The 25,282-nt window shown below is 38.6% G+C and carries 24 protein-coding genes; 4 read left to right on the top strand and 20 right to left on the bottom strand.

Annotated elements, in window-relative coordinates; genetic code table 11:
* Nucleotides 1-9: 9 nt before the first annotated feature.
* The 12 genes from fabG to KQI58_RS14265 all read right to left on the bottom strand — a co-directional run bounded on the left by fabG (nucleotide 10) and on the right by KQI58_RS14265 (nucleotide 10,838).
* On the bottom strand, nucleotides 10-741 hold the full coding sequence (gene fabG, locus KQI58_RS14320; RefSeq protein WP_216409735.1) for a 3-oxoacyl-[acyl-carrier-protein] reductase: 732 nt from the start codon (nucleotides 739-741) through the stop codon (nucleotides 10-12).
* Nucleotides 725-1,669 carry an ACP S-malonyltransferase gene (gene fabD, locus KQI58_RS14315; RefSeq protein ID WP_216409734.1) on the bottom strand — a complete coding sequence of 315 codons (945 nt, stop codon included), beginning with the start codon at nucleotides 1,667-1,669 and terminating at the stop codon, nucleotides 725-727. The genes fabG and fabD overlap by 17 nt, the downstream gene beginning before the upstream one ends.
* A 64-nt stretch (nucleotides 1,670-1,733) precedes the next feature.
* Complete coding sequence (locus KQI58_RS14310) at nucleotides 1,734-1,961, bottom strand: acyl carrier protein (protein ID WP_010746005.1); 228 nt, start codon at nucleotides 1,959-1,961, stop codon at nucleotides 1,734-1,736.
* 51 nt (nucleotides 1,962-2,012) lie between these two features.
* A complete protein-coding gene (locus tag KQI58_RS14305; RefSeq protein ID WP_216409733.1) occupies nucleotides 2,013-2,975 on the bottom strand; it encodes a beta-ketoacyl-ACP synthase III in 963 nt (320 codons plus the stop codon).
* A complete protein-coding gene (gene fabT, locus KQI58_RS14300) occupies nucleotides 2,972-3,412 on the bottom strand; it encodes a fatty acid biosynthesis transcriptional regulator FabT (protein ID WP_216409732.1) in 441 nt (146 codons plus the stop codon). The genes KQI58_RS14305 and fabT overlap by 4 nt, the downstream gene beginning before the upstream one ends.
* 203 nt (nucleotides 3,413-3,615) lie before the next feature.
* The gene (locus KQI58_RS14295; RefSeq protein ID WP_216409731.1) at nucleotides 3,616-4,779 is read right to left on the bottom strand and encodes an SAM-dependent methyltransferase; all 1,164 of its coding nucleotides are present in this window, start codon (nucleotides 4,777-4,779) and stop codon (nucleotides 3,616-3,618) included.
* A gap of 245 nt (nucleotides 4,780-5,024) precedes the next feature.
* Entirely contained in the window at nucleotides 5,025-5,255 is a 231-nt protein-coding gene (locus KQI58_RS14290) for a YkuJ family protein (protein WP_016180637.1), read from the bottom strand.
* Nucleotides 5,256-5,359: 104 nt separating this feature from the next.
* A complete protein-coding gene (locus KQI58_RS14285) occupies nucleotides 5,360-6,226 on the bottom strand; it encodes an NAD(P)-dependent oxidoreductase (protein WP_216409730.1) in 867 nt (288 codons plus the stop codon).
* 63 nt (nucleotides 6,227-6,289) lie between these two features.
* Complete coding sequence (locus KQI58_RS14280; protein ID WP_216409729.1) at nucleotides 6,290-7,528, bottom strand: glycosyltransferase family 4 protein; 1,239 nt, start codon at nucleotides 7,526-7,528, stop codon at nucleotides 6,290-6,292.
* 15 nt (nucleotides 7,529-7,543) lie between these two features.
* Nucleotides 7,544-8,587, bottom strand: coding sequence for a glycosyltransferase (locus KQI58_RS14275; protein WP_216409728.1), 1,044 nt, complete (start codon nucleotides 8,585-8,587; stop codon nucleotides 7,544-7,546).
* 257 nt (nucleotides 8,588-8,844) lie between these two features.
* A complete protein-coding gene (ptsP, locus tag KQI58_RS14270) occupies nucleotides 8,845-10,572 on the bottom strand; it encodes a phosphoenolpyruvate--protein phosphotransferase (RefSeq protein ID WP_216409727.1) in 1,728 nt (575 codons plus the stop codon).
* On the bottom strand, nucleotides 10,572-10,838 hold the full coding sequence (locus tag KQI58_RS14265; RefSeq protein WP_010740408.1) for a phosphocarrier protein HPr: 267 nt from the start codon (nucleotides 10,836-10,838) through the stop codon (nucleotides 10,572-10,574). Before KQI58_RS14265 ends, ptsP begins: the two co-directional genes overlap by 1 nt.
* Nucleotides 10,839-11,277: 439 nt before the next feature.
* On the opposite strand from KQI58_RS14265, the gene KQI58_RS14260 reads away from it, so the two are divergent.
* A complete protein-coding gene (locus tag KQI58_RS14260; RefSeq protein ID WP_216409726.1) occupies nucleotides 11,278-13,497 on the top strand; it encodes an ATP-dependent Clp protease ATP-binding subunit in 2,220 nt (739 codons plus the stop codon).
* A gap of 148 nt (nucleotides 13,498-13,645) precedes the next feature.
* Nucleotides 13,646-13,942, top strand: coding sequence for a DUF1827 family protein (locus tag KQI58_RS14255; RefSeq protein WP_016180631.1), 297 nt, complete (start codon nucleotides 13,646-13,648; stop codon nucleotides 13,940-13,942).
* Between the two features lie 72 nt (nucleotides 13,943-14,014).
* On the opposite strand, the gene KQI58_RS14250 is transcribed toward KQI58_RS14255, so the two are convergent.
* The 3 genes from KQI58_RS14250 to KQI58_RS14240 all read right to left on the bottom strand — a co-directional run bounded on the left by KQI58_RS14250 (nucleotide 14,015) and on the right by KQI58_RS14240 (nucleotide 18,390).
* Nucleotides 14,015-15,592, bottom strand: a complete 1,578-nt coding sequence (locus tag KQI58_RS14250) for a peptide chain release factor 3 (RefSeq protein WP_216409725.1) — start codon at nucleotides 15,590-15,592, stop codon at nucleotides 14,015-14,017.
* A 184-nt stretch (nucleotides 15,593-15,776) separates the two neighbouring features.
* Nucleotides 15,777-17,153: a hemolysin family protein gene (locus tag KQI58_RS14245; RefSeq protein ID WP_216409724.1), complete on the bottom strand. Its 1,377-nt coding sequence runs from the start codon at nucleotides 17,151-17,153 to the stop codon at nucleotides 15,777-15,779.
* A 112-nt stretch (nucleotides 17,154-17,265) separates the two neighbouring features.
* On the bottom strand, nucleotides 17,266-18,390 hold the full coding sequence (locus tag KQI58_RS14240; protein WP_216409723.1) for an AI-2E family transporter: 1,125 nt from the start codon (nucleotides 18,388-18,390) through the stop codon (nucleotides 17,266-17,268).
* 76 nt (nucleotides 18,391-18,466) lie between these two features.
* On the opposite strand from KQI58_RS14240, the gene KQI58_RS14235 reads away from it, so the two are divergent.
* Nucleotides 18,467-18,901, top strand: a complete 435-nt coding sequence (locus KQI58_RS14235; protein ID WP_216409722.1) for a GNAT family N-acetyltransferase — start codon at nucleotides 18,467-18,469, stop codon at nucleotides 18,899-18,901.
* A 78-nt stretch (nucleotides 18,902-18,979) separates the two neighbouring features.
* On the opposite strand, the gene ntdP is transcribed toward KQI58_RS14235, so the two are convergent.
* The 3 genes from ntdP to recX form a co-directional block, all read right to left on the bottom strand.
* On the bottom strand, nucleotides 18,980-19,513 hold the full coding sequence (ntdP, locus tag KQI58_RS14230) for a nucleoside tri-diphosphate phosphatase (protein WP_010740416.1): 534 nt from the start codon (nucleotides 19,511-19,513) through the stop codon (nucleotides 18,980-18,982).
* 97 nt (nucleotides 19,514-19,610) lie between these two features.
* Nucleotides 19,611-20,762, bottom strand: a complete 1,152-nt coding sequence (gene mutY / locus KQI58_RS14225; RefSeq protein WP_216409721.1) for an A/G-specific adenine glycosylase — start codon at nucleotides 20,760-20,762, stop codon at nucleotides 19,611-19,613.
* Nucleotides 20,755-21,552, bottom strand: a complete 798-nt coding sequence (gene recX / locus KQI58_RS14220; protein WP_216409720.1) for a recombination regulator RecX — start codon at nucleotides 21,550-21,552, stop codon at nucleotides 20,755-20,757. The genes mutY and recX overlap by 8 nt, the downstream gene beginning before the upstream one ends.
* A 161-nt stretch (nucleotides 21,553-21,713) precedes the next feature.
* On the opposite strand from recX, the gene rlmD reads away from it, so the two are divergent.
* The gene (gene rlmD / locus KQI58_RS14215; protein ID WP_216409719.1) at nucleotides 21,714-23,087 is read left to right on the top strand and encodes a 23S rRNA (uracil(1939)-C(5))-methyltransferase RlmD; all 1,374 of its coding nucleotides are present in this window, start codon (nucleotides 21,714-21,716) and stop codon (nucleotides 23,085-23,087) included.
* A gap of 99 nt (nucleotides 23,088-23,186) precedes the next feature.
* Here the strand turns inward: rlmD and KQI58_RS14210 are convergent, their stop codons facing one another.
* Both KQI58_RS14210 and KQI58_RS14205 read right to left on the bottom strand, forming a co-directional pair.
* Nucleotides 23,187-24,413, bottom strand: coding sequence for an LCP family glycopolymer transferase (locus KQI58_RS14210; protein WP_216409718.1), 1,227 nt, complete (start codon nucleotides 24,411-24,413; stop codon nucleotides 23,187-23,189).
* Between the two features lie 246 nt (nucleotides 24,414-24,659).
* Nucleotides 24,660-25,268 carry a superoxide dismutase gene (locus tag KQI58_RS14205; protein WP_216409717.1) on the bottom strand — a complete coding sequence of 203 codons (609 nt, stop codon included), beginning with the start codon at nucleotides 25,266-25,268 and terminating at the stop codon, nucleotides 24,660-24,662.
* Nucleotides 25,269-25,282: the final 14 nt, after the last annotated feature.

The following is a 25,282-nucleotide window of genomic DNA, read 5'->3' as shown; positions in this document are numbered from 1 at the left end:
GTCCTTTCTTTACATGACCATTCCGCCATCAACGTTCAAAACTTGACCGGTGATATAATTATTTTGAGCTAAGAACAACGCGGCATTTGCTACATCCTCCACGCTGCCAAAACTTTTCAGCGGAATTTGCCCTTCCATTTGTTCCTTAACTTTATCGTTTAGTTCATCTGTCATGTCTGTTTTGATAAAACCAGGAGCAATTGCATTACAGGTAATTCCTCGTGGCGCAACCTCTCTGGCAACAGCTTTAGTAAAGCCAATTACACCAGCCTTGCTGGCCGCATAGTTGCTTTGACCAACATTTCCAATCAGGCCTACGACACTGGAAAGATTAATGATCACGCCAGCACGTTTTTTCATCATTTTTTTCAAAACTTGCTGGGTCATGTTGAAGGTTCCCTTCAAATTGATATCCATAACCGCATCGAAATCTTCTGGCTTCATTCGTAAAAGCAATTGGTCCTTAGTAATTCCTGCATTGTTGATCAGAATGTCGATCGAGTCTAAAGATTCTTCGCATTGTTTGATCATTTTCCCAGCTTCATCAAATGAGCTGATATCGCCACAGATACTTGTACATTTCACGCCATACGACTCAATCTCTGCGATTTTGTCAGTTGGGATTTTTTTTCTACCGTTTAAGACAATATTAGCACCAGCTTTTGCAAAGGCTTTTGCTATTCCCCAACCAATACCGCGGCTGCTTCCAGTAATGAAAACTGTTTTATTCGTTAGTTCCATTCGAACCTCCTAAAAAAATGATGGTTTCTTCTAATGTCTTCTTATCTTCTACGCGACTAGTAGCTAATGAACGATCGATTTTTTTGATAAATCCAGTTAATGTCTTGCCTGGTCCAATCTCGATCAACTGTGAAATCCCTAATTCCTTCAACTTCAGGACACTATCGCTAAAACGAACCGGAGACATCACTTGTTTGGTCAGTAATGGCACGATTTCAGCTTGTGGCATGATCTCAGCAGTCGTGTTAGAAATTACTGGAATGTGCATTTCACTAAATGCGACTGATAGCAATTCCTCATTTAAACGTTTGCTAGCAGGCTCCAACAATGCCGTATGGAATGGTCCACTGACATTCAGAGGAATCATGCGTTTTGTTCCAGCAGCTTGCAATAATTCTTCCGCTTTTTCAACTGCGGCTACTTCACCGCCAATTACAATTTGTTGCGGAGTATTATAGTTCGCTGGTGAAACAATGCCTAAAGCTGACGCTTGCTTACAGCAGTCTTCAATCACTTCTGCCGCCGTATTCATGACTGCTACCATTTTCCCACTGCCTGTCGGAGCCGCCTCACTCATAAATGTCCCTCGTCGGTGTACAAGCTTTACGGCATCGTTAAATGTCAACGCTCCAGAGGCAACTAGTGCTGTATATTCTCCCAAGCTTAAACCTGCTAGTGCATCTGCTTGAAAACCTTTCGCTGTAAGCACACGCAAAAAAGCGGTACTGACTGTTAAAATTGCTGGTTGCGTATATTTCGTTTCATAAAGCTGGTCGTTCTCTGTAAAACATAAGTCCTCCATTGAAAAACCAAGTAAATCACTGGCTTCTTCAAATGTTTCCTTCACAATTTTTTCCTGCTGGTATAATTCTTTGCCCATTCCAACATATTGTGCGCCCTGCCCGCTGAACAAGAATGCTGTTTTCATGATCGTCTCCTAATAGCAGGAAAGGCCAGGCCTTACGCCTAGCCTTTTCCCGAAATTTTATTAATTAAGCGTTTTGTTGTTTTTCAACATATTCAACTAAATCTTTAACTGTTGTGATGCCGTCTTCTGTTTCGATCTTCACATCAAACTCGTCTTCGATTTCGTTAATGATTTGGAATAGATCCAAGCTATCCGCTTCTAAATCTTCTTGGATGTTTGTTTCTAATTTAACTTCCTCTTTTTCTACCCCTAGTTCTTCTACGATGATGTCTTGAATTTTTTCGAATGTCATAAGTTGTTTCCTCCGATAATGTTAAGTTTTAATTTTATATTTTTAACAAGCTTACAGCTGAATCAGCAGGTTTCCCCACGCTAATCCACCGCCATAGCCTGTCAATACCACTGTTTGTTCGCTATTTAATGATAGAACATTTGCTTCAACGAGTTCATCCAGTAAGATCGGAATACTCGCGGCCGAAGTGTTCCCATAATTCATCAGATTCATAGGAAACTTCTCAATTGGCTCGTTCATCTTACGAGCAATTTTTTCAATGATTCGCTTATTGGCTTGGTGCAGCAGATAATACTCGACTGACTCGTCACCAATAAATTCTTTCAAACTTTTTGTTACATCATTTAAGGCGAAGTTCCAGATTCCGCGACCATCCATTGCTAAAGCCGTACTAGTTTCTATTCCTTCATGAAAGATATTACTGTTTTTCCGGAAGCCAGAGGTCAATGCATTGGCACGTTCACCATCTGCTCGCAGCATTTGTTTTATAATAGAAGCTTTTTCATTTGCTTCTAACAAGACACCAGCTGCTCCATCCCCGAAAAGAACTGCCGAAGAACGATCCTGCCAATCCAATAACTTAGAAGTTTTCTCGCCGCCTATCACAATTCCACGCTGCATTCCACCACGCATGAAATTTTCAGCTGTTGCCAACGCATAGACAAATCCTGCACAAGCAGCTGCTACGTCAAAGGCCATCGCTTGTTTCGCACCGACTGCTCCTTGTACTTGACAAGCTACAGAAGGCGAAGTGTAATCAGGCGACATTGTTGCAACGATAATGAAATCTAAATCTAGAGGATCAATCCCCGATTTATCGATCAATTTTTTTGCTACCTGCGCACACATATCCGAAGTATTTTCGGTTTCTGCCACGTGACGCTGTTTGATTCCAGTCCGTGATTGAATCCATTCATCTGAAGTATCCATCCACTCAGCCAAGTCATCATTCGTCACGACTTTCTCAGGTAGGTAACGGGCTGTTGCCGTTATTCTTCCGAAGCTCATACTCATTTGATCTCCTCTAAGTAACTATATAGATTCACTAGCGTTTTTAAGAAAACCTCTTGCTCATCCTCATCCAAATCTTTAATGGCGCTTTTGACCATTTCATGATGAAAATGTTGATGAATCCGAAAAACGAGTCGACCTTTTTTCGTCAAACCTAATTTGACTACACGGCGATCATCTTCGCTGCGAATTCGTTCTACATAGCCCTTTTTCACTAAGCGATTGATTGATGTCGTAAGCGTTCCGACAGTTACTAATAATTCTCTAGCAACTTCAGTTGTCGTCTTTTTCTTATACATGCCGATTGCATCGATGGTGTGCATCTCTGTAATCGTCAAATCGCTGAATTGTGATTTTTTTAGTTCGTTTTCTTCAATCGATAAAACATCGTTGAAAATTGAAACTAAATAGGTATTTAATTCTTCCCAGTTTCTTTCCATATCCTCACCTAATTAGTTTGATTATCAAATCATTTGATGTTCAAACTATATCTCATTTTTTTTCTGAATGCAACAAGATTTTTTCAATTAACCAAAAATTAATGATTATCGTCAAATCCAGATAAGTGTTTATTGTTGAAAATTACTTTGGTCGTCAAAGCAATTAATTGATGACAAAAGAAAAAGAAGCAGATATCCGCTTCTTAAACATTCCGATGCATCGGAATCGTATTATTGTTTGGATGAACCAACAGATATTGAATGACATCGATATTGCTAGCCTGAAATGATGCTGCACAGGCTTGTAGATATAAGTCCCACATTCGATAGAAAACTTCATCCTTTTGTTCAATAACTTTATCAGCAGCTTGATGAAAATTTTTCGTCCAGTGTTCTAAGGTCAATTGGTAATCGCGACGCAAGCTTTCAAGATCAATCAATTGCAAATCATTTTCGGTAATGTGTTCAACTAACTCTGTCACACCTGGAATATAGCCACCTGGGAAAATGTACTGATTAATCCACGCATTTTTCGCACCGCCTTGTTGCCGACTGATTCCATGGATTAAAGCCGTACCATTTGGTGCCAAGTGTTTTTCCACCACTTTGAAATATTCTTTCAGGTTTTCTGCACCGACGTGTTCAAACATACCGACACTTGTAATATGATCGAAAGTTCCAGCTAAATCACGGTAATCCATAAGTTCTACTGAAACAGTATCTTCTAACTGTTCTTCAGCAATAATCGTTTGAATATGTTGATATTGCTCTTCACTTAGTGTAATCCCTTTAGCCTTAACTTTATATTCTTTTGCCGCTGTTAGTATCAAGGTTCCCCAACCGCAGCCAATATCTAACAATGTATCTCCCGGCTGAATAAATAATTTATTCAAGATGTGATGAACCTTATTAATCTGCGCCTGTTCCAAGGTATCCGTTGGCTTCTCGAAATAAGCACAAGAATAAGTCAACGTTCGATCAAGCCACATCTCATAAAAATCATTACCTAAATCATAATGGCTGTGAATATCATGAGCCGATTGTTTTTTCGTATGCTTTTCTTTTGGCATCCATTTTTTAAAATTGGTATTATGGAAAAAACCATTTGCTTGATTATAAACATCGTAAATCAAAGCCTGCAAATTGCCCTCAATCTCTATTTTCTTTTCCATATACGCTTCACCCAGCGCTAAAGAAGCGTTGTTCATTAATTCTTTGACAGGAATCTTCTCATTAAAAATAATCTTGAAGATGATCTCACCCTCAGAATCCCCATACTCCTTAACAGATCCGTCCCAAAAAGTAACTTGTGTTTTTTTGGAAAAAGATGGTTTAAATAGTTGATTATATACTTCTTTGTCTAACATATTATTACCCCCTCATAATATCTTCTGACTAAAGCTTAATAAGTTCAAAAGATTTGTCCTGAGTTGGCGTTAAAAATAGGAATTCCTCATAAAATTATAATCAAAAATTATCTGAAAACCCTTTATTCTAAAGGAAAGGCTCTCTACTGAAAAAGCGAACAATTCAACTATTAGTTTGAAAAACGCACTCTTTTTCTATTGGATAAACAAGAAAAATGTGTACAAAAAAAACGGGTTTCCCCGTTTTATTGAATCAAATCATAAATTTCCATCGCAACAATATCGATGTTATCAAATTGATAAGATTGTTTGCTGTCGCTTTCAGTCAGCTCAAATGTTTCTGTCGTATTATCATAAGTTACAGTACATTTTTCTACGCCCTCTTTTTCAAAACGACGTACTTGTACTTCATTATCAGTCGATTCAGTCATTGCTTCTAAGCGTTTAATAATGGCAACTAATTGTGAATGTTTCATCTAGGTGCCCCCCTTCTTCTCAATTCTGTCTTATTGTATCAAATCCAACCGTATCTTGCATTGATTTTCATCAATAAATTTATGTTTTTTTTGCTAAATCTAACTTAAGATTTTGTCCACCATAATTTAATTAGCGCTTGCGTCCCATCGTTCTCGAATCCTTGATCAGCTAAACGTTCATATAATTCAGTAGCTAATTTCGTAGCAGGCAGATTTAATTGCATTTTTTCTGCTTCATCTAAAGCAATTTTTAAATCTTTAATAAAATGTTTGACGAAAAATCCTGGCGAATAATCTTCCTTTAAAATGCGAGGCGCATAATTTGTCATTGACCAGTTTTGAGCTGCTCCACCACTTAGTGTTTCCAAAACTTTTTCGATAGATAAGTTAGCCGCTTTAGCATATACCAACATCTCCGTCATACCTGTCATTGTTCCAGCGATCATGATTTGATTCGCCATCTTCGTATGCTGTCCCGCTCCGGCTGAGCCTTGAAGAGAATAGCTTTTCCCCATGATATCAAAAAGCAGAATCACTTGATCATACGCAGTCTGATCACCGCCTACCATGATTGTTAAAGTCCCATTCTGAGCCCCCAAGTCACCCCCAGAAACTGGTGCATCTAATGAAGACGCGCCTTTTTCTTTAGCCGTTTGATAAATCTTTTCAGCCAATGTAGGAGTAGAGGTGGTTAAATCAATAAAGATTTTTTTTGTAACATCTACTGAGAAAATCCCTTTTGAACCATAATAGATTTCTTCCACATCACTAGGGTAGCCTACCATTGAAAAAATTATTTCGCTGACAACAGTAACTTCTGCTGGCGTATCTTGCCACACCGCTCCCTTCGCAACTAATTCATCAGTCTTGCTCTTCGTACGATTAAATACCGCAACTTCATGGCCAGCTGCTAGAAAATGCTCAACAATCGATTTTCCCATTACACCAGTACCGATAAAACCTATTTTCATGTTATTAACCTCCATAATAAAAATAATCCATCTCTAGTATACATGAAGAGATGGATTTGAGCTTTATTTATCTTCGTTGTTTCTAAGAGAATTAATTCTAACTCGCATTTTTTGCACTGTCCGAGTAGGCAATTTTTCTTCTGTGTGATTTTCAGCGTAATAAGCAATCATTTCTTGATAGAACTTGAGTATCTCGTTACCGAATCGCTCCGCTGAAATTTCAATTAGCTTATTTCGTTGAACTGCGGGATCGACAGAAATCTGTTGCTGAACATACCTGATAAAGCTTTCACTAAAATCTTCATCCTGCTCAAAAGTAATCCCCAAAGACTCATCATTCAATAATTGATTTAAATAGTCATTGCCTTCCACGATACACTGTGTGCCTGAGGCAATCGCTTCAGCATAGGTCAATCCTTGTGTCTCCGAAGTTGATGCACTGACAAAGTAGTCTGCGGCACGATAATAATAGGCAACTTCTTCATGAGGAACCTCCCCAGTAAACTGAACATAGTCAGTAATTCCTAAATCGCGGGTCAGTTCCTCCAAATCCTCACGATAAGGTCCTTTCCCGACAATAACCAGTCGCGCGTTAGGTAAACTCATTAAAATCTCTGGAAACTGTTGAACAATGATATGAATATTTTTTTCGTAAGAAATCCTACTCAGTGAGAGAATCATCAGCTCATCTTCTTGAATCCCTAATTTCTCTCGAAGACGATCTGTATCCTCTTTCGTGATATCTGATCGAACAAATCTAGCGACGTCAATTCCAGTCGGTATAATTCGCATAGGAACATCAACTTCGTAACGTTTTAATGTATCAACCACACGTCCACTTGGACAAACGACACCCGTTGAATGATTAACAAACATTTTAATGAAGTGTTTTACATGTGTTGGCCTTACCACCTTACCATTCGCAATATAGTGAAGATAGTCTTCATACATAGTATGGTAAGTATGAATGACCGGGATACGCAAGCGATTAGCGACCATTTTCCCTAAAAAACCAGTACCAAACTCCGTATGCGTATGAATAATTTCCAATTCTAATTCCTTAGCGATTTGATAAGCAAACCAAAGACCACGTACGACGATTCGTCGATCAGTAAAGGAAATGAAGGGAACACTTGGCATCCGTACGATATCCTTTTCGAATTCATCCGCATCAGGATCAGTCGTTGTAAAAATATAAACTTCATGGCCCTGCTTTTCTAGTTCATTTTTTAGTGTTCTAATTGATGTTGCTACCCCACTGACTTGGGGAAAATAAGTGTCTGTAAAAAAACCGATCCGCACGTCCGCTCCTCCAAACTATTTTGTAAGCCTTGCATAGACCTGATGATCATACGGTAGTTCTAAAACCGCGTGATATACAGATTTTAATTCTTCACCAATTTGTGTAATACTCTTTTCTTGTGCCGTCCTAAAACCATTCATGGAAAGATTTGGCAAACGATGGTTAACTAATTGACGAATCAATTGTTCAAATTCACGATTGTCGCTACCCATGTAGCAATTTTCCCGATCCTTCATCCAGTCATCGTAGACAGGGATATCTCTTAATAATACTTGTTGCTGACTGGCTAAAGCCTCCAACACAACGATCCCTTCTGTTTCTTCATAAGAAGGAAAGAAGAATAAGTCCGCTTCCGAATAGGCGCCCTCAATCAAATCCCCAGCGATATAGCCAGGAAAAATGACGTTATCAGGATGATCCTTTTTTACAACATGACGAATATTCATTGGTATCGAAATCATTGGTACATCACCGAACCAAATAAACGTGTATTCAGGCATTTTTTTGGCGATCTCAACAAAATCTAAAATCCCTTTACGTTCAAAGAACAGACCCACACAAATCACAACTTTTTGTGTCTCCGTTAAGTTAAAGTAGTTACGAAAAGCGGCTTCTTTATGTTTATCTGGATAATATTTTTTTAAATCAATTCCATTGGAAATAGCTGCGATTGGTTGCGTCAAACTGTACCCGCGCAACAATTTTTTAGAATAAGGTGTCGGTGTAATCAAATGATCAGCCTGCTGATACAAAGTAACAAGCCATTTCTTGAACAATGGAGCAAGCTGATTGGACCCGACAAATGAATTTCGAAAATCCTCTTCAGTTGAATGCGCATGAAAAATCACTTTTTTTCCAAGCCGTTTTGCTTTCATAACTAGCTGCAAACTCTTGGGACCATAAGTATTAATATGTAATATATCATAATCAGTCGCTTTCGGATCTAACGTATAATCAATACCCATAGAACTTAGCGCTCTTTTTTGATGACTCAGCGCCCTTCCAATGCCAGATTTACCAATAACACTCTGACCTTCAAAATATAATAGTATTTTCATAAGCGCCTCCTTTTATATTCTAATAAAATAAATCTTCAAGAGATTAATTTTTATGTTCAGTTGTACCTTGTTAGCTGATCTTGCTAGCCTAAAAAATTACAGAATCTAGCATTCTTCTAAAACAAATCAATTATATCATAAGCCCTTAAGCTTTTTCTCAACCTATAGTCTGATTTTAAAATAAAAGCGTTAGTTTCACTCATTAAGATATAAAAAAACCGTTGCCTTTAAAAAGACAACGGTTTGAACAATACATCTTATTTTACGTATTCTTCTACTAATTCTTGAACTTCTTCCATTGTGTCGCATTCTTTCAACGCTTTTTCAGCTAGTTCAGCCATCTTAGTCGTTGTTAGACGTTTCATTAAGCTACGAGTTCTAAGAACAGATGTCGCACTCATAGAGAACTCATCTAATCCCATACCCATCAACAATGGTACAGCAGTTTGATCGCCGGCCATTTCGCCGCACATACCAGCCCATTTACCTTCAGCGTGCGCTGCATCAATCACGTTTTTAATCAAGCGTAAAATTGATGGGTTATATGGTTGGTACAGGTAAGAAACGCGTTCGTTCATACGGTCAGCTGCCATTGTGTATTGAATTAAGTCATTTGTTCCGATACTGAAGAAATCAACTTCTTTGGCAAACTTGTCAGCTAATACAGCTGCAGCTGGAATTTCGATCATGATTCCGACTTGAATCGTGTCAGAAACCTTCACGCCTTCTTTAACCAATTTTTCTTTTTCTTCGTTGAACATTTTCTTCGCTGCACGGAATTCTTTTAATGTCGCCACCATTGGGAACATGATGCGCAAGTTACCGTGAACAGAAGCACGTAACAATGCACGTAATTGTGTACGGAACATGTCATCGCCAAGTTCAGATAAACTAATACGCAAAGCACGGTAACCCAAGAATGGATTCATTTCGTGAGGTAAAGTCAAGTAAGGTAATTCTTTGTCTCCACCGATATCCATTGTACGAACAACGACTGGTTTGTCGCCTATGCCTTCTAAAACGGCTTTATAAGCTTCAAATTGATCGTCTTCTGTTGGGAAATCTGAAGAGTCCATGTATAAGAATTCAGTACGGTACAAGCCGATCGCTTCAGCGCCATTATTATGAACACCTTCAAGATCTTTTGGTGTACCGATGTTTGCTGCTAATTCAAAATGCTTGCCATCAGCTGTAACTGTTTCAGCATCTTTTAATTTTTCCCATTCTGCTTTTTGCGTTGCGTAAGCTTCGCCGGCCTTTTTGTATTCAGCCGCTTGTTCGTCAGTTGGGTTAACGATCGTTTCACCGATGATTCCGTTAACTGCCAGTACATCGCCTTCTTTTACTTTAGAAGTGATTTCTTTCGTACCAACAATCGCTGGGATTTCTAATGAACGAGCCATGATTGCTGAGTGAGACGTACGTCCGCCGATATCAGTAACAAAGGCTTTAACGAAATTTTTATCTAGTTGCGCAGTATCACTTGGCGTCAAGTCATGCGCTACAACGATAACTTCTTCGTCAATCATTGATGGATCTGGTAAAGATACTCCTAATAAATGCGCCATAACACGTTTTGTTACGTCGCGAATATCTGCTGCACGTTCTTGCATATAAGCGTTATCATCCATTGCCTCGAACATGCCAATATACATATCAGTAACTTCTTTAAGTGAGCTTTCAGCATTCACTTTATTATCTTGAATATGTTGTTTGATTTGACCAATCATTTCTGGATCTGAAAGAACCATTAAATGAGCATCAAAAACTTGTGCTTCTTCTTCACCTAAGCTTTTTGCTGCTTTATCCCGAATTTTTCCTAATTCAGCAGAAGAAGCCGCCAAAGCGTCGTCTAAACGCTTTTCTTCGGCAGCAGTGTCTTCTACATTATTTTGTTTGAAAGATAAATCCGGTTGTACTAGCAGATAAGCTTTCGCAACGGCAACCCCGTCACTTGCGGCAATACCTTTTAGTAATTCAACCATTATTCAGATAATCCTTCTTTCTTCATTGTTTCTACAATTGCTTCCATTGCTTCTTTTTCGTCAGCACCTTCAGCAGAGATAGTCACGTCAGAGCCTTGGCCAACACCTAGAGACATAACTCCCATGATTGATTTAAGGTTAACTGATTTTCCTTTATACTCTAAGTTAATATCAGAGTTAAATTTGCTTGCAGCTTGCACCAATAAAGTTGCGGGACGTGCATGAATCCCTGTTTCTGCTACTACGTGAAAATCTTTTTTTTCCATATTGACCGTTCTCCTTTATAAAAAAAAATGTTTTTTTATGTTAGGGCTTTAATGATAACATCCATCATTTTGAGCCCTTCATTTTCTTAGATTACCATTTTTTTGCGGTGGATACAACAATTTTAATCGATTTATTCCAGCAAATTGTATGCCCTTTCTTAAAATATCTTGATTAACTGTTGAAACCCTTATTATTCTTGTTTTCATCTTTTTTACATAACAACTGTGTATAAAAAGAAAGTAACCCAACCTTCTTTTTAGCACTCTGTATCCTCATCTGCTAAAAAATAAAACAAACTGTTTGCATTTATTGAAATTCTCGCTATAATTATTCTTAAGGTCAGTGAAAGTCAAACAACTGGCCAGCGTATCTTTTTACGAGATTCGCTTACTCGATGTACAATAGAAGAAACAATTAACTGTTGAAAGGGTGAAAAAAATGCTTTGCCAAAATTGTCATGAAAATGAAGCAACGATTCATTTATACGCAAATGTCAATGGTCAACGAAAGCAATTAGATTATTGTCAAAATTGCTATCAAAAATTGAAGAATCAAGCTGGAGGTGCGCCGCAAATGGCAGGAAATGATCCTTTTGGTTTTGGAAGTTTAGATGATTTGTTCCGCTCGATGTCCCAACAAATGCAACAACGTCAAGGAGCTGCAGATCAAACACCACCAACCCAATTTGGTGGCGGAAATGGTATTAACAATCAACCACCCCGTAATAATGGTGGTGGCCTATTAGGTGAATATGGAATCAATATCACAGGATTGGCTCGTGAAGGAAACATTGATCCAGTCGTGGGACGAGACGATGAAATTCAGCGGGTCATCGAGATTTTAAATCGCCGGACCAAAAACAATCCGGTGCTTATCGGGGAACCCGGAGTTGGTAAAACAGCAGTCGTCGAAGGGTTAGCTCAAAAAATCGTTGATGGAGATGTTCCGCAAAAATTAATGGATAAGGATGTCATCCGTTTAGATGTTGCTTCCCTTGTCCAAGGTACTGGAATCCGTGGCCAATTTGAAGAACGGATGCAAAAATTGATCGAAGAAATTCGTCAAGCTGAAAACATTATCCTCTTCATCGATGAAGTACATGAAATTGTCGGTGCTGGTGCTGCCGGAGATGGCAACATGGACGCTGGTAATATCCTAAAACCTGCTTTAGCTCGTGGTGAACTGCAAATGGTTGGAGCCACCACATTAAACGAATACCGGATCATCGAAAAAGACGCGGCGTTAGAACGCCGGATGCAGCCAGTTCGTGTCGAAGAGCCTTCTGTTCAAGAAACCATCGAAATCTTGAAGGGACTACAACCACGTTATGAAGATTATCATCACGTGAAATATACAGAGGACGCAATCAAAGCTGCTGCTGAATTATCAAATCGCTACATCCAAGATCGCTTCTTACCTGATAAAGCCATCGACTTATTAGATGAAACAGGTTCGAAGAAAAACTTAACGATTCAAATCGTCGATCCAAAAACAATCGACAAAAAATTAGCGGAAGCTGAACAACAAAAATCACAAGCTTCTCAAGAAGAAGATTTTGAAAAAGCCGCTTACTACCGTGATCAAATCAATAAGTTACAGAAAATGAAAGATCGTCAATTGACGGATGAAGAAACTCCGGTTATTTCTGAAAAAGACATGGAGCAGATCGTTGAAAAACGGACTGGCATTCCGGTGGGCGAACTAAAAGAAAAAGAACAAACACAATTGAAAAATCTTGCCGTCGACTTGAAACAACACGTCATTGGACAAGATGAAGCAGTCGATAAAGTAGCCAAAGCTATTCGGCGTAATCGTGTCGGTTTAAATAAGAAAAATCGTCCTATCGGTTCTTTCCTATTCGTTGGACCTACTGGTGTTGGTAAAACTGAGCTAGCTCGTCAATTAGCTGAAGAATTATTTGGCTCTAGTGATTCCATGATTCGCTTTGACATGAGTGAATATATGGAAAAACACAGTGTCTCTAAATTGATCGGTTCTCCTCCAGGTTATGTTGGATACGAAGAAGCTGGACAATTGACTGAGCAAGTTCGTCGTCATCCTTACAGTTTGATTTTACTAGATGAAATAGAAAAGGCTCATCCAGATGTACTTCATATGTTCTTGCAAATTCTTGATGATGGACGTTTGACTGATTCTCAAGGTCGAACAGTCAGCTTCAAGGACACGATTATTATCATGACTAGTAACGCTGGAACTGGCAAGATCGAAGCCAACGTCGGTTTCGGAGCTGCTAGAGAAGGAACTACCCGCTCTGTTTTGGGTCAATTAAAAGACTTCTTTGCTCCTGAATTCTTAAACCGTTTTGACGGTATTATTGAGTTCAGCTCGCTGTCAAAAGAAAACTTAATGAAAATCGTTTCGCTTATGCTGGATGACGTCAACGAAATGTTGGCTTCGCAAAAACTTCACATTGATGTTCCAGATAATGTCAAAGAAAAACTAGTTGACCTTGGCTATGATCCTGCAATGGGGGCTCGTCCATTACGTCGAACGATTCAAGAAAATATTGAGGATGGAATCGCCGAATTCTATTTAGATCATCCGACGATTACTGACTTAAAAGCAAAACTTGATAAAGAAGATCATATCGTAATCACATCAAAGCCTGAACGCTTAGCCAAAGAAGATAAAGATTAAAAGAAAAGGATTCTCCCTCACGAGAATCCTTTTCTTTTTACCAAATTTTTCAAATATTCTAATTAAAATGAGCAACATCCTTCTTTTTTCTTAATCTTTCTTATATAATTACATTATGGAGTAAGGTTTAGGAAGAAGGTGTTTCAGGATGAAACTTATTAACGTGACCAATAGTCATTCGCAATTGGTTTATAATCAGCTGGAAAACACTGATGCAAACATGATTAAAGTCTATACAATTGGCAATACTACTGTAATCTATACGGATGCTTATAAGCATGCTGAAATTGTATTAAAAAACGATAATCGTAACATCCTGCCATCAGAAGTTGATTTCGTACATAAATATTTTAAAAGAAAACTAGACAAGGGAACCTATGATTTCGCGAACATCTCTTATCTGGAGTCGCCTGGTTTAATTGAAATGTCAATCAACAAAAAATAGTTGAAGCTAAAATAACTTAGCTTCAACTATTTTTTTAATCCTTTTAATAATGATCAACAATTATTAACCTTTTTACATCAAGCTCTTCAACTCTACCTCAGGATACTTATCCGCAAACCAGCGCATCGCAAATTGATTTTCGAATAAGAATAGTGGTTGATCGAAACGATCTTTCGCCAAAATATTACGACTTGAACTCATTCGTTCGTCTAATTGTTCTGGATCTATCCAGCGAGCGATTTTGTTACCCATTGGTGTCATAACTACTTCCGCATTGTATTCATTTAGCATACGGTGTTGGAAGACTTCAAACTGTAATTGACCCACCGCACCGATAATATACTCATCGGTCAAATAGGTCTTGTACAATTGGATCGCACCTTCTTGAACCAATTGATAAATACCTTTATGGAAGGATTTTTGTTTCATCACGTTTTTAGCAGTGACTTTCATGAACAGTTCTGGTGTAAAGGACGGCAACTCTTCATATGCTACTTTCAATTTCCCTTCATATAAAGTATCACCGATTTGATAATTTCCCGTATCATAGACACCGATGATATCACCGGCAACAGCTTCCTCAACATTTTCACGAGCATCTGCCATGAATTGAGTAACATTACTCAATTTCATTTTTTTACCTGTTCGACCAAGTGTCACATCCATACCACGTTCAAAGGTACCTGAGCAGACTCGCACAAAAGCAATCCGATCACGATGATTCGGATTCATATTCGCTTGAATCTTGAAGACAAAGCCAGAGAATTCTTCTTCGTAAGGAGAGACGGCTTCTCCCTCTTCTGTTTTATGTGCGTGTGGCTTGGGCGCAAGATCAACGAATGTTTCCAAAAATGTTTCAACTCCGAAATTTGTTAATGCCGAACCGAAGAAGACAGGGGTTTGATCTCCTCGTTGGATTTTTTCAAGATTGAATTGATCTCCAGCTTCTCGAACTAACTCTACTTCACTGATTACATCTTCATAAATTGATTTCTCTTTCAAGGGATGATTTCCAGCGATTTCACCATCCGTCAATTTCACAAATCGTTCCCCTTCATATTGTTCAGGGCGATAAAATTCAATTCTTTCGTTATAGATATCGTAAATTCCTTCTAAGCCCTTTCCCATACCTATCGGCCAATTCATGGGATAAGACTCAATATCTAATAATTCTTCTAGCTCTTCTAATAAATCTAATGGTTCGCGACCGTCACGGTCCAACTTATTGATGAAAGTAAAGATCGGAATCCCTCGACGTTTTACAACTTGGAAAAGTTTCTTTGTTTGTGCCTCGATCCCCTTAGCGCTGTCAATCACCATTACAGCACTGTCGACTGCCATTAATGTCCGATAAGTATCCTCAGAGAAATCCTCATGCCCAGGCGTATCTAAAATATTTACTCGTTTTCCATCGAAATCAAACTGCATAACAGAACTGGTAACAGAAATACCACGTTGCTTTTCAATATCCATCCAGTCAGATTTCGCAAAATTTCCAGTCTTTTTTCCTTTAACTGTTCCGGCTTGACGAATTGCCCCGCCGAATAATAATAATTGTTCAGTGATCGTCGTTTTACCAGCATCCGGATGGGAAATGATCGCGAAGGTACGACGACTATCAACTTGTTGTTTTAAATTAGGATTGTTCATTCTATTGCTCCATTCATCTATCTTTCAAATTTCAACCCAATCAGTATAGCATGGATTTTACTCTGATGGAAAGCTGAAATGCTCATTCTTAAGGGACGGCTATTCCTTACTCTTAAAAAAACCGAAGAAAAAATCAGGGCGCAATCTCCTTCATTGGATTGCGCCCTGATTCATTGTAAAGTTTTTAGCGCCGAGGCTCATCATCTTCAAAATCTTTGGTAAACAAACGGCGTTCTTCTTCTGGTTCAGCATTCTCATGTTCTTCCGGGTGAAAAATTGCACGCAATGTCAAAACACGAGAACCTTCCATTTCTTCTGAGATCAAAGTCAAATCATCGACATCAAAAGAAAGTTTTTCCCCTTGATCAGGAATTGTTCCTAAAGCTGTGATCAGATAACCTGCCATCGTATCGACATCGCTCATATGCAAGTTCAAACCAAACTCTTCATTGAACTCATCAATCAGCATCTTCCCATTGATCAAGTATTCGTTGTCCCCGACTTTTTCATAAAGTTTTTCAACTTCGTCGGATTCATCATCAATCTCTCCAACGATTTCTTCTAACAAATCTTCTAAGGTTACTAATCCAACCATGCCGCCGTACTCATCTAGTAGTATCGACATTTGATTTTGGGTTTTCTTCAACTCGTATAACAAATCATCAATGAAAATTGTTTCCGGTACAAATAGCGGTTCTTGTAAAATCTTCTGCAAATTAACATTTTCAAATCCGAATTGACGAGCCGCCTTCAATAAAGTTTTCGTGTGTAAGATCCCTACGACTTTATCCTTATCATCATCATACACTGGAATTCGTGAATAGCTTTCACTCAATATCTCATCAATACTTTCCAACACCGGATCATTGATATCGATCATGAAGGAATCTGTTCGAGGAACCATCACTTCACGAGCAACCTTCGTGTCTAAAGAGAAAACACCTTGCAGCATCTCGATCTCGTCGTTGTCCAGCACGCCTTCATTTTCTAGCATATAACGCATTTCGTCGCGGGTCATTTTCGTGTCTTCATCATCAAACTTCATCGGTGTAATTTTCGCTAATAAGTTTGTTGAAGCCGTTAATAACCAAACGAAAGGCTTTGTGACTATTCCGATTTTACGAACAACGCCAGAAGTTACTTGCGCTACTTCTTCGGTCTTGGTCATGGCAATTCGTTTAGGATATAATTCTCCAAATACAATCGATACATAGGTCAATAATATCATGACGATCGCGGCAGAAGCTGTCCGTGCAATTGCACTTCCACCTAATAAAGGCGCCAAGCGAGCAGACAAGCTATCCGCCAAGGAGGCCCCTGACAAGATGTTAACTAAAGTAATCCCAACTTGGATCGTTGACAAGAAATTATTCGGACTTTCAATAACCTCTAATAATCTTTTTGATTTTGGGTTCCCTTCATCCGCCTTTTGTTCTACTCGGTTTTTATTGACCGACACCACCGAAATTTCAGCCGCAGCTAAAAATCCGTTGATTAACGTTAAAATTACTAATAACCCTAGTTGTAAGATTAACGACTGACTATCGGGGTCAGCATTCATAATTGCATTCGCTCCTTATTTTTAAGTGTAAAAAAAGTGGCACAAAGGCCACGATAAAATCGTATCACATCACTTGTTTTTATGCAATCTTTTCCGAATGATGAACGATCGACTAGCTTAAAAATTCCTGTTCACGCTCTTCTTGCTTACTTTGCTTAAAGATCTTAACCACAAAAACAACTAAAGTACGTAAAATGGCATAAACAGGTACCCCTAAAAAGACACCTAATATACCAGAAAGATTCCCAGCTACTAATAAAATTAAAATAATCGTCAATGGATGAATATTCAAGGATTTTCCAATCACGTTTGGATAGATGACATTACCATCAACTTGTTGTACGACCAGTACGATTAATATACAAAGCAAAGCCTTGGTTGGTGAATCAAAAAATGTATAGATCAACGCGGGCGCTAGACCCAGATAAGGTCCTAAATAAGGAATTAAATTCGTTAAACCAGCAATTACTCCAAATAAAAAGGCATAATCAACACCGATCAACAGATATCCTAAAAAGGTAAAAGTTCCTACAAACAAACACTCGATTGCTTGGCCGCTAATGTAGTCAGACAACGTCTTATTTAACTGCTGTAAGAGTCCTTTGATATTTTCTCTTTGCTTTTCTGGGAAAAGTCGCTCAATATTCGGTACTAGTTTTTCGCCATCCTTTAACATATAAAACAAAATGAACGGTACCGTGATCAATAATAAGACTACTGTCGTGATTTTCCCTATGACAGAGCCTAAGCCATTTGTCACGCCAGTTAAGGATTGTTGAATAATACTTCCCGCTGAAACATCTAAGTTGCTGATATATTTATCAACATCTAATTCCTTAAAGAGTGGGAATCGGGTTGCTCTATCCGCTAATTCTTGCAGCCAATTTTGCATATTGCTGACAAATCCTGGAATATTCTTAGCTAAAGAAACCAACTGCTCCACCAAGTTAGGGATGACACTCATGAAAATTATTACGATCATTCCGATCAATAAAATAAAAATCAGTGCAATTGCCACTAGACGTTTGACACCTAATTTCATTAATAAGTTCACTAACGGATTCAATAAATAATATAAAAAGCCAGCGATCAAGATCGGTGCAAACAATGTGGTAAAAAACGTGCCAATTGGTTGAAAAACAAAATCAATTTTTGATGAAACTAAAATCAATGTCGCGATGATCAAAATCTCTACCGACCAGAACATTAATTTTGAATTTTTAATTTTCTCAAACATCCGTCTACTCCTTTTTTTAGATTTAGTTTATAGTATACATCATGTGGAGAAAAATCCCCTTGAGGAAGGTGTCATTATGAAAATTTTAATTACTAAAGATACGATGAGCGAGATCTATCTCGATGCCGTTCGCATTCGGCAAAAGGTCTTTGTCCAAGAGCAAGGTGTACCTGCTAATCTAGAAATCGACGGAAACGAAGCGTATTCCGTTCACTTCGTTCTATATACAGATGATAAGAAACCTGCAGCGACTGTAAGACTATTGCCTTTGGATGATCAAACCTTCAAATTACAGCGGATGGCTGTTTTAAAAGAATATCGTGGTAAAAATCTTGGAACTGAAATCATTGCTGAAGCCGAAATGTTTGCGAAACAGCAGCAGTTCAAAACAATCGAATTAGGTGCGCAATTATCAGCAGAAAAATTTTATCAAAAATTAGGTTACGTTACTTACGGAGATATTTTCGAAGATGCTGGAATTGAACATGTGCATATGAAGAAAGAACTATAAAGCCATTAGTAAAATTTTAGCGTTAGTATAAACAGCAAAAAAGACTGTACCAATTTATTTTGGCACAGTCTTTTCTTTCTACTTTCGCGACAATTGCTTGTAACGATCATACCAAATATCAATATAGCCTTGGGAAAAAGGCCCCTTTTCATTGTTGATCCAGTCCACTAAGATCTTGACATTTTCCTTGAGAATATAATCAATTTCTTTAGAGTAATGCATTTGCTGACTATGGGCTTCATATTCATCCACGTCTAACAGACGTTTCTCGCCATCCGGAAAAACTTTGACATCTAAATCATAATCAATATACTTTAGTGCCTCGTCATCTAATACATAAGGTGATGCTAGATTACAATAATAAGAAACTCCCTTCTCTCGAATCATTGCTATTATGTTGAACCAGTATTTTTGATGGAAATAAACGATTGCTGGTTCGCGAGTGACCCATCTCCTGCCATCAGATTCAGTGACCAATGTATGGTCATTTAAGCCGATCAGTGAACACTCACTTGTTTTTAATACCATGGTATCACGCCACGTTCGATGCAAACTGCCGTCGTGCTTGTAACTTTTAATCGTCACAAACTCTCCTTCTTTTGGAACTCCCATAGCTACCCTTCCCTCAGCGAAAACTCTTTTCGCATTTGTTTGGGTGTTATCACACCGACATCAGAATTATTATAGCAATAAAATCTAAGATTGCCTACTAATCTTTGTCGTCAGCTAAATTATTTTCAAAAACTTCCAACATTTTTTGCTGTGGTTTTGGAAAAACATATCCTGAAAATTCATTTGGTTTCACCCAATGGCCTTTGAGTGTTAAAGGCGTCGCACTCCGACCGTAGAAAACAAGAATGTGCCAGCGTAAATGACTGAAGACATGCTTGACTTCTCCTAGAATCTTTTTTTGCCAAATAATATTTTGATCTGAAAAGAAATCAGGGTTGTCTTCTGCAACCTGTGAGCTAGAAAATAAATCCCAACTGCTAGGATCATATTGCTCCTGCAATTCACTGAATCGTTCTACTGAAATTTCTTCTAAAGGGAAGAGCCACATATTTGCTAACAAGCCTGTTTCAGGGCGTTGTTGAAGAAAAATCTCTTGTTCTTTATTTTCAATAATACCAGCAACATAATAAACATCTTTTGGTTTTTGTTTTTTCGTTTTTACTGGAAAATCGGTTTGACGCCCCTCTCGGTAAGCCTGACAAAACTGCTGAATCGGACAAATTTCACATTGCGGATTCGTTGGTGTACAAATACTCGAGCCCAAATCCATCATCGCTTGATTAAAGTCGCCTGGCTGCTTTTGACTGATGATCTTACGCATCGCTTCATCAAAAACGGTTCGACTACTTGTTTTCGCAATATCTGCTTCGATGCAAAATAGTCTACTAACGACTCGCATCACATTTCCATCGATTGCGGGTTCTGGAATCTCGAAAGCAATACTGCTAATAGCGCCAGCTGTGTATGGGCCAATTCCTTTAAGCGAGCGAATCTCTTCGACCGTTTTCGGAAACTTTCCGCCGAACTCTTCAATAATCTGCTTTGCCGCAGCCTGCAAATTACGAGCCCGAGAATAATAACCTAACCCTTCCCAAACTTTCAGTAATTTGTCCTCTGGTGCCTCTGCTAACGCTTGAATCGTTGGAAATTGCTCCATAAATCGATAAAAATAATCAATTACAGTATCGACACGTGTTTGCTGCAACATAATTTCCGAGATCCAAATACGATAAGGGTCTTGGTTATAACGCCAGGGAAGATTTCGTTTTTCCTGCTGGTACCACTCTAGGAAATCCTCTTGAAAATTTACTACATCTGAAACCGTCCAATTTTCCCAACCTCTACTCATCTGCTTCCTCTTTTCCACGAATAAAAGCATCAATCTGATCTAGCTGGAACCCTTTTTGATACAGGCTCTGTTTGACCTTCTGCCGACGCTTGGCTGGTTCAAATCGCTGGTTTTTACGCCAAAGTTTTTCACCCTGCAACGCCAATGCATCTGTCTCTTGCTCTTCAACTTCAGAAAGATCAAGCTCTGCTAGTACATTTTTACTAATATCACTGCTGAAGCCTTTCGTCATCAGCAATTGCTGAATTTTTCGTTGAACTTCACGCGGACTGCTATGATGGAACTTTTTCAAGGCTTTTTTGGCTGTATGGGCGGCCACTTGAAATTGTTCCTCTGCTTCATAAAGATACAACGCCTGCTGAATATTAGTGTCGTTGAGCCCTTTTTGTTTAAGTTTTTGCTGTAAAACTCGTGGCCCCTTATCCCCTAAGCGCATCTGAGTACGCACATAGCTTTCGCCATAGACAAGATCATTTAATAAATCCATCTCTTTGAGTCGAAGAACAATCTTTTGACGGTCAGCACTCTCAATTTCATTTTCTTTTAGGTAGGTTCGAAGCTCTTTTTCCGTCCGTAATTGATAGCTTAAATAATTTAAGGCAAGTTGAAATCCCAGATCTTCTTTACCTTCCTGCTTAATTTCCTCCAACATCTTCTCATCAAGCTCTTGGCCTTTGAGTAAACGGTGACGCACAACCGTATCTTCTGACAATAGCAGCTTCTCACCATTAGAAAATTCTACTTTGTAGTAAGGCCCACGCCCTTTACTGATTTTCACTACCGTCAGCATCCTATTCCCTCCCTTATATTTCCTGGATAATCTATAAAAAATAGCCTTTCAATCCTTGCAAAAACTAATTCTATCACAGATAATCAACCAATCAATAAAAATATGCTAAAATGAATTGCGCTTTAAAAGCTGAAAATACACTTTTGAGAAAGAGGCTAACTATGGCTGTTCAACTTAAACCCAATCAAACATTAACACTAAAAATAAAGCGGCTCGGTATCAACGGTGAAGGTATTGCATACTATAAACGTTTAATCGTTTTTGTTACCGGTGCCTTACCTAATGAAACGGTGATCGCACGAATTACAAAAGCAACGCCTCGTTTTGCAGAAGCTCGCTTAGTAAAAATTACGAAAAAAAGTCCCGATCGAATCTCCCCTCCATGTCCAGTTTATGAGGAATGCGGCGGTTGTCAACTTCAGCATCTAGTCTACAGCAAACAGTTAGACTTTAAGAAGGATTTATTGCGTCAGGCTTTGGAGAAATATAAACCTGAAGGCTATCAAAAATTCGAATTGCGCAATACGATTGGCATGGATGAACCTTGGCACTATCGCAACAAAGCCCAATTTCAATTACGGAAAAACAAACGTACAAATCAGGTTGAAGCTGGTCTTTATCAGGCAGATTCTCATCAATTGGTTCCGATCAAAGATTGTTTGGTCCAAGAACCAACTACTCAAAAAGTCATTAATACTGTTGTAAATTTATTAACAAAATATGATCTTCCGATTTATGATGAACGTTCCAACTCTGGGATTCTGCGTACATTGATGGTTCGAATCGGAGTTGAAACTGGTGAGGTTCAGCTAGTCTTGATTACAAAAACACAGAAGCTGCCGCAAAAAAATGCGTTGATTCGAGAAATCACGAATCGTTTACCAGAAATTGTTTCAATCATGCAAAATATCCAAGAGAAGAAAACCTCGGTCATTATGGGAGATGAGACTGTTCATCTTTGGGGTAAAGAAGTCATCAACGAAAAAATCAATGAAGTCAGCTTTGAGCTTTCGCCGCGAGCGTTCTTCCAATTGAATCCGCAGCAAACGAAGATCCTTTATCAAGAAGCCGTCAATGCTCTGGATTTAACAACGCCTAAAACAGTAGTAGATGCGTATTGCGGTGTCGGCACAATTGGACTGTCATTAGCTAAAAGAGCCAAAGAAGTTCGGGGTATGGATATAATCCCGCAAGCCATTGACGATGCGAAGAAAAATGCAGAAGCAATGAACCTAACTAATACCCATTACGAAGTCGGAACCGCTGAAAGCTTATTGCCCAAATGGTTAAAGGAAGGCTTTTCGCCTGATGCAATTGTTGTTGATCCGCCACGAACAGGTCTGGATAATCAATTGCTTAAGGCAATTCAAGAATCACCAAGTCCCCAAATGGTTTATATTTCCTGTAATGTCTCAACTTTGGCTCGCGATCTTGTCAGCCTTGCAAAGATTTATCGCGTAGACTATTTACAATCTGTTGACATGTTTCCGCAAACAGCACGTTGTGAAGTCGTTGTAAAATTATCTAGAAAATAGTGACTATAGGAATTTCAACAAGAAAAGATACAAGTGAGCGATCTTATTTCTATCGTAATTGATAGCAATAAGATCGCTCACTTGTTTTAGTCGTTTATTTTAGTAGCCGGCAGCAGGCTGTCCGTAAACATCATTTTGCTGTCCTACGTTAGGATCGGTAGCGCCCCCGTACCCTTGATTTGGATCTGTATATCCTTGATCATTTTGAGTAGAATAATCATCGGATTGTTGATAGTCATTAGTCGTGCTTGAAGAATCACCGTAAACGCCACTGCTGTCATAATTATTCGGATTATCATAACCTGGCGCAAATTGGCTTGTATCTTCGCTGGCTTTGCCATCGGAGTCATCATAGAATAAGCTATCTGCATCTTGTTCCTTCAGGTTTGGTAAAGTAGTCGCTGTAGGCAATTCTAATTGTTTCTTCAATGTATTCTGAATATCTAATAATTCACGTGTACCTAATATTTGATAGTAAATTTCATCAATCATCTGACTCTTACCAACCAATTGTTTTTGTTTGATGGTGTCAAATGCAGTTAAATAATTCGTACCGATATCCATCATGTCATCCCAAGTTAGATCGGTTTTCATATTTTTTTCGACTGCTTTTAATATTTTTCTGTAGTTACTTACACCGTCGATTGACATCGCTTTTCGTAAAATTTTAGTTACTACTTCCCGTTGACGTCTTTGCCGTCCAACATCACCTTCCGGATCTTCATAACGCATCCGAGCATAGGCCAAGCCCTTTTCACCATCCAACGTTTGTTTTCCTTTAGGCACATGAATGCCATCCAAGGTGAAATCAATCTTATTATTGACCTCAATACCACCAACCGCGTCAATTAAGTCCTTTAATCCACGCATATTGATTGATACATAATGATCTAACGGGATATCTAGTAATGTCTCAATTGTATCCAGCGACATCTTCACACCACCAAAAGCATAGGCGTGATTCAATTTGTCATTTGTCTCATATCCAACGATCTTAGTTAAAATATCTCTATCTAAACTGACAATCGTTGACTTCTTTTGCTTTGGGTTGATGGTAACGACCATCATACTATCTGATCTTCCTTGATCTGAGCGGCCAAGATCCCCTGTATCGACTCCCGCAAGTAAAATCGAAAAAGGTTCAGCATTGTCTATATTGGGCTTGTCGCCTTCTCGCTTCAGACTTGTCCGTTTAACCGTCTGTCGAATACTATCAACCATTTTGCTGGCATCATTTGTCACTTGGACAGCATAGTAGGTAATCCCACCTATAAACAAATTTAGTAGGACTAATAACCCTACGATCACTTTCTTCCAACGACTCATCATACACCTCTATCAACGATTTTTTCGTTTTATTTTCTCATATATCAGCTATCTAATCAACAACAGCCAAAAACAATTAATTTCAAATAACAGAATCTTAAAGAATATTAATAACTGATCTTCCCTTTAAGTACGATTTATACCATAAAATTATGAAGATTTTTGGAAGGTCTCATAATCTAGTCTGAAAAAGACAAAAAGAGGAAGATTGATCATGCCAATCTTCCTCTTTGATAGTATGCTTGATTATTTAGCGTTCGCTAAGTTTTCGTTTGCTTGATCCCAATTTACAACATCCCAGAAAGCAGCGATGTAGTCTGGACGTACATTTTTGTATTTCAAATAATACGCATGTTCCCATACATCCAAGCCAATGATAGGTGTTTTGCCATCAGTCAATGGGCTGTCTTGGTTTGCAGTAGAAGTAATTTCTAATTTTCCATTATTCAATACTAACCATGCCCAGCCAGAACCAAAACGACCAGTTGCTGCAGTCTTGAATTCTTCCTTCATTTTTTCAAAACTGCCAAACGCTTGATCAATTGCGTCCTTGATTGCACCAGTTGGTTCACCACCAGCATTTGGAGCCATAATTTTCCAAAAGAAACTGTGGTTAGCATGTCCGCCGCCATTGTTACGTACAGCAGTCCGGATGTCTTCAGGAAATTCATTTAGGTTCGTTACTAGCTCTTCAATTGATTGTTCTCCCAATTCTGGATATTTTTCAATCGCAGCATTCAAATTCGTTACATAAGTGTTATGGTGTTTGTCATGATGCAAATGCATCGTTTCAACATCGATATAAGGCTCCAATGCATCGTAGCCATAAGGTAGATCTGGTAAAGTGTAAGCCATAGTTCAAGTTCCTC

Source organism: Enterococcus raffinosus (assembly GCF_018917525.1).
Lineage (GTDB): Bacteria > Bacillota > Bacilli > Lactobacillales > Enterococcaceae > Enterococcus_A > Enterococcus_A raffinosus_A.
The sequence above is the reverse complement of the archived record's forward strand: the minus strand, read 5'-3'. Positions and strand labels throughout refer to the sequence as shown.

Coding starts and splice junctions, on each gene's coding strand:
- mutY (WP_216409721.1), bottom strand. CDS start 20,762: ATGAGTAGAGGTTGGGAAAATTGGACGGTTTCAGATGTAGTAAATTTT.
- KQI58_RS14285 (WP_216409730.1), bottom strand. CDS start 6,226: ATGAAAATAGGTTTTATCGGTACTGGTGTAATGGGAAAATCGATTGTT.
- KQI58_RS14240 (WP_216409723.1), bottom strand. CDS start 18,390: ATGTTTGAGAAAATTAAAAATTCAAAATTAATGTTCTGGTCGGTAGAG.
- ntdP (WP_010740416.1), bottom strand. CDS start 19,513: ATGGGAGTTCCAAAAGAAGGAGAGTTTGTGACGATTAAAAGTTACAAG.
- fabG (WP_216409735.1), bottom strand. CDS start 741: ATGGAACTAACGAATAAAACAGTTTTCATTACTGGAAGCAGCCGCGGT.
- fabT (WP_216409732.1), bottom strand. CDS start 3,412: ATGGAAAGAAACTGGGAAGAATTAAATACCTATTTAGTTTCAATTTTC.
- KQI58_RS14265 (WP_010740408.1), bottom strand. CDS start 10,838: ATGGAAAAAAAAGATTTTCACGTAGTAGCAGAAACAGGGATTCATGCA.
- rlmD (WP_216409719.1), top strand. CDS start 21,714: ATGGCTGTTCAACTTAAACCCAATCAAACATTAACACTAAAAATAAAG.
- KQI58_RS14205 (WP_216409717.1), bottom strand. CDS start 25,268: ATGGCTTACACTTTACCAGATCTACCTTATGGCTACGATGCATTGGAG.
- KQI58_RS14305 (WP_216409733.1), bottom strand. CDS start 2,975: ATGAGTATGAGCTTCGGAAGAATAACGGCAACAGCCCGTTACCTACCT.
- KQI58_RS14295 (WP_216409731.1), bottom strand. CDS start 4,779: ATGTTAGACAAAGAAGTATATAATCAACTATTTAAACCATCTTTTTCC.
- recX (WP_216409720.1), bottom strand. CDS start 21,552: ATGCTGACGGTAGTGAAAATCAGTAAAGGGCGTGGGCCTTACTACAAA.
- fabD (WP_216409734.1), bottom strand. CDS start 1,669: ATGAAAACAGCATTCTTGTTCAGCGGGCAGGGCGCACAATATGTTGGA.
- KQI58_RS14260 (WP_216409726.1), top strand. CDS start 11,278: ATGCTTTGCCAAAATTGTCATGAAAATGAAGCAACGATTCATTTATAC.
- KQI58_RS14245 (WP_216409724.1), bottom strand. CDS start 17,153: ATGAATGCTGACCCCGATAGTCAGTCGTTAATCTTACAACTAGGGTTA.
- KQI58_RS14235 (WP_216409722.1), top strand. CDS start 18,467: ATGAAAATTTTAATTACTAAAGATACGATGAGCGAGATCTATCTCGAT.
- KQI58_RS14310 (WP_010746005.1), bottom strand. CDS start 1,961: ATGACATTCGAAAAAATTCAAGACATCATCGTAGAAGAACTAGGGGTA.
- ptsP (WP_216409727.1), bottom strand. CDS start 10,572: ATGGTTGAATTACTAAAAGGTATTGCCGCAAGTGACGGGGTTGCCGTT.
- KQI58_RS14255 (WP_016180631.1), top strand. CDS start 13,646: ATGAAACTTATTAACGTGACCAATAGTCATTCGCAATTGGTTTATAAT.
- KQI58_RS14290 (WP_016180637.1), bottom strand. CDS start 5,255: ATGAAACATTCACAATTAGTTGCCATTATTAAACGCTTAGAAGCAATG.
- KQI58_RS14250 (WP_216409725.1), bottom strand. CDS start 15,592: ATGAACAATCCTAATTTAAAACAACAAGTTGATAGTCGTCGTACCTTC.
- KQI58_RS14275 (WP_216409728.1), bottom strand. CDS start 8,587: ATGAAAATACTATTATATTTTGAAGGTCAGAGTGTTATTGGTAAATCT.
- KQI58_RS14210 (WP_216409718.1), bottom strand. CDS start 24,413: ATGAGTCGTTGGAAGAAAGTGATCGTAGGGTTATTAGTCCTACTAAAT.